Genomic DNA, 3,510 nt, shown 5'->3' with positions numbered 1-3,510 from the left:
GTTTATTCGAGAAGTTATGTTATTCGAGGAGAGCGTAATAATTCTCAAAAACTGCGCATTCTTTAAACTCTCCCCGAATAACAATACGCTATTTACCATAAAAACTCTGGTATATTTTTAGGCTTATCCAAATCAGTATCCTTATCTTCATCGGTTGGAAACCATTTTTCATTCCAATCTTTGATCGAACTATCAATGGTCTGCTGAGAAATATCAAGATATACCTGAGTAGTCTGGATAGAAGAGTGTCCAAGAATATTCTTAACGATTGGAAGCGGTACACCTGCCTCAATCAAATGTGTTGCTGTTGTATGCCGCATAACATGAGGTGTGTACTTTCCGGCGTTAAACATCTCAGGATGCAACTCTTTTGCTTTTATTATGTATTTTTCAAAGATTTCCTCTACGCAGGAAACTGACATTTTTTCATTTCGCTGACTTGGAAATACATATGTATCAAGCTTATCTCTGATCTTACGGGAAGTGATGTATCTGTCCAGCAGCTTTGTTGTATCGGCAGTGATCTTTACTCTTCTGGCTTTTTCTCCTTTTCCGACAAGTGTAAGGATTGCATTCCCATTTTCACTGTGCGAAATATCTTTTACAGTAAGATCACAGATCTCTTGCGCCCTTGCACCGCTTGAATACATAACGGCCAAAACAACAAGATCTCTCCATCCGATTCTGGTGGTAGGATCAGGAAGTGAAAACAGCACTTCCAATTCAGCACGGGTAAATGAACAGCGCGGTTTTCCTTTCACTTTTCTGAAAGACTTCTTTGAAATACTGTTCAGACTGTTGTGAAAAACATAGCCGGCTTCGATGTTTCGGCTTTGAGCATAATCGGCAAAAGATGCTAACGCTCCTATTCGTTGCTTGGCTGTTGTCCGGCTGTTTTTCCTGTCATCAATAAGCCAGTCAAAAAAAGCAGTAAGCACATCAAAATCCAACATCTCAAAAGTGATCTGTTCCTGCTTTACTTTTCTTACTTCGTACAGAAATTGAAATAACAGACGGAAAGCACATTTATACGATTTTACTGTATTGATGCTGGCATTCATGGATTTCGGCAAATACTCTGTAAAGAAACGTCCGAGCAGTGACATAAAATCGTTGGATGCATTATTCTTCTTCATAATTGACCTCCACCTCCGGAATCAGTCCGTTTGTAAATCTTTCAAAACTGTCAAGGGTTTCCGATGACTGCACTCCTGAAAAACGCATATATTTATCAGTATCGATCATACATTCATGTCCGAGATATGTGGGCAAAAGAAGATCGTTCATATCAACCGGATGCCCCGATTTTTCAAGCTGATCCATAGATTTCAGAACAAAAACATGACGAAAACAGTGAAGGCACGCACCACGCTCTCCGAGTTGCTTTTTATGCTGATCTATGTTGCAGGCTTCGAGTATTTTAGCAAACCAACTGTCTATATTTCTTGCTGAATAGTGAGTCCCTGATTCCTTACTGGGAAACAAAAAAGCTTCCGGATCATTCATTATCCCAAGTGCTAAACAATAGCGTTCGAGTATCACGATGAGTGATTCGTGCATAGGTATTACTCTCTCTTTTGAGAATTTCGTGACTCTCAGATAAAGTGTTCCTCGCTTAAAATCAACATCTTTTCTTTTAAGTTCCATTGTTTCTCCAAGTCTTGTGCCGCAGCCATAAAGAATACGTAGGATCATAGGTATTATCAGTTCAAGATATGGATTGTGTTTACCCTTACATAGTTCTTTTAGATTATCGGCACATTTAAAGATAGCAGCCAATTCTTCGTCATTGTATATGTAGGGAATGTAATCGGATTTTACCTTTATTCTATCCGGCATAAAACTATGCATACCAATGCTATGAAGGTATTTTACAAAGCCTCTGACGGTACTGATTTTTTCGCTTCTGGTCTTACTTTTACCGGTCAATGTCAAAATCCACGAACTAATGAAATCCTCAGAAAGTATTTTTTCTGAATAGTTGTTAAGAGTCATAAACCGATCCAGCAGCAACAGATTTTTTCTGTCAAGTTCTGAAACATTTTCGCTGACAGCGTGCTTTCTAAGCTCTACATATGCCGACATTTCGTTAGCCAAAACACTGGTGAACATTTTATTCAGCCTCCTTCATTTTAAGCAGCTCTGCAAAATTACCTGTAGGTTCAGGAACAGGCAGGGCACAAAGCTTCATGCTTTCCATGTCGATCTTGACATAGTGTTTCAAGGCGTACTTTGTACCATGTCCCAAAACTTTACGAACTACTTCGGTAGACACCTTGTCATTAATCATATTGCTTGCAAGAGAAGATCTGAATATCCTGCTTCCATGTTTCCTTCCGTTAATATCAACGGCGGATTCCTTGATCCTTTCACCTATCATAGTGTTAATGGCCCTGTAATCGACAGGTTTATGTGGAATCATCAAGGTAAGAAAAATCTCTCTATACTCTGTATTCTGAGGACGAACATTGGTTATGTAATCAAGCAGAGCTGCCTTTATCTCTGGCAGCAGTTCAGCTTCCCACGGGTCACCGGTTTTTTGCTGAATGAATGATATTCGATTCATTGTAAAGTCAACATTATCAAAAGTCAGTGCGGCTATATCACAAGCACGAATGCCATAGCGTGATAAAAGAAGAATGATTGCAAGATTTCTTACACCATTGGGATTTGTGCAGTCAAGAGACTTCTCAATAGCGGAGACCTCTTCGGGAGAATATGTTGTTGGAAAAATCTCTTGTTTCTTGTGATAAAGCACAAGTCTTGAATAATCACGATCTACCAACCTGCTATTATAGAGAAATCTTAAAAAAGGGCCGATACGTTCCCAGTACCTCATGTGATTGAGTGAAAGAAAAGCATTTTGAACATTTGCTCCTGTAAGGGTACTGATATCTCTACAGCCAAGTTCGGAAAGGCTATGCAGAAAGCGAGTGCATATCCATTCTTTATACTGCAAGGTTGTCTCTCTATTTCCATTTTCTCGGCAGAAAGATAAATATTCTTCCAACACCTTTTGAAGATTGTCAGGAAGAACAAGCAGCGGAGAATGATATGACCACAAAGCTTCTCTGCCATCAAGTCCTAACAGCAAGCGATTAAGTTTTCCAACTATATTTTTGGCACGAGAAACTCGTGAAGGACATACATGAAGTTCATCTTTGCAGTATGATACAAGTTTCTCGCCTATCTCCGGATTATATTCTATGATATTATTCCTTTTCATGTAGGCAGAAAAAGTTTTAAGAATGAACTTCATGTCACGAAGTGTGTGTTTGCTGTAATGTTCTTTATCTATCAGTTCCAAGAGATGTGCCGACAGATCATCATAACAAACCATTTTATCCATACAGATAACCTCCTATCTGATATTTGCCGTTTTAGGCTTATATTCAGTATACCAGAGGTTTCTGTAATAAAAATAGTTATCTAAGGAGATTTTGAAAAAATGAGGTGTTTACAACATAATGATAATCTTCTCGAATATCTATACTTCTCGAATAAACCAAA

3 protein-coding genes are annotated in these 3,510 nt (G+C 38.7%); all 3 read right to left on the bottom strand.

From position 1 onward, the window contains the following. Positions 1 to 92: 92 nt before the first annotated feature. From RF007C_RS00020 to RF007C_RS16120, 3 genes are read right to left on the bottom strand one after another with little or no spacing between them, the layout of a single operon-like run. On the bottom strand, positions 93 to 1,136 hold the full coding sequence (locus tag RF007C_RS00020; RefSeq protein ID WP_037296306.1) for a tyrosine-type recombinase/integrase: 1,044 nt from the start codon (positions 1,134 to 1,136) through the stop codon (positions 93 to 95). Then, positions 1,123 to 2,112 (bottom strand): tyrosine-type recombinase/integrase, encoded by a 990-nt coding sequence (locus RF007C_RS00015; RefSeq protein WP_037296304.1) that lies wholly within the window; start codon positions 2,110 to 2,112, stop codon positions 1,123 to 1,125. The genes RF007C_RS00020 and RF007C_RS00015 overlap by 14 nt, the downstream gene beginning before the upstream one ends. 1 nt (position 2,113) lies before the next feature. Next, a complete protein-coding gene (locus RF007C_RS16120) occupies positions 2,114 to 3,349 on the bottom strand; it encodes a tyrosine-type recombinase/integrase (RefSeq protein WP_051456434.1) in 1,236 nt (411 codons plus the stop codon). Between the last annotated feature and the right edge of the window lie 161 nt (positions 3,350 to 3,510).

Source organism: Ruminococcus flavefaciens 007c (assembly GCF_000571935.1).
Classification (GTDB): Bacteria; Bacillota; Clostridia; order Oscillospirales; family Ruminococcaceae; genus Ruminococcus; species Ruminococcus flavefaciens_F.
This window is presented reverse-complemented; position numbering and strand designations above follow the sequence as displayed.

What these genes read in the sequence shown, in the direction of transcription:
- RF007C_RS00020 (WP_037296306.1), bottom strand. Translation starts at nt 1,136, where the DNA reads ATGAAGAAGAATAATGCATCCAACGATTTTATGTCACTGCTCGGACGT.
- RF007C_RS00015 (WP_037296304.1), bottom strand. Translation starts at nt 2,112, where the DNA reads ATGTTCACCAGTGTTTTGGCTAACGAAATGTCGGCATATGTAGAGCTT.
- RF007C_RS16120 (WP_051456434.1), bottom strand. Translation starts at nt 3,349, where the DNA reads ATGGATAAAATGGTTTGTTATGATGATCTGTCGGCACATCTCTTGGAA.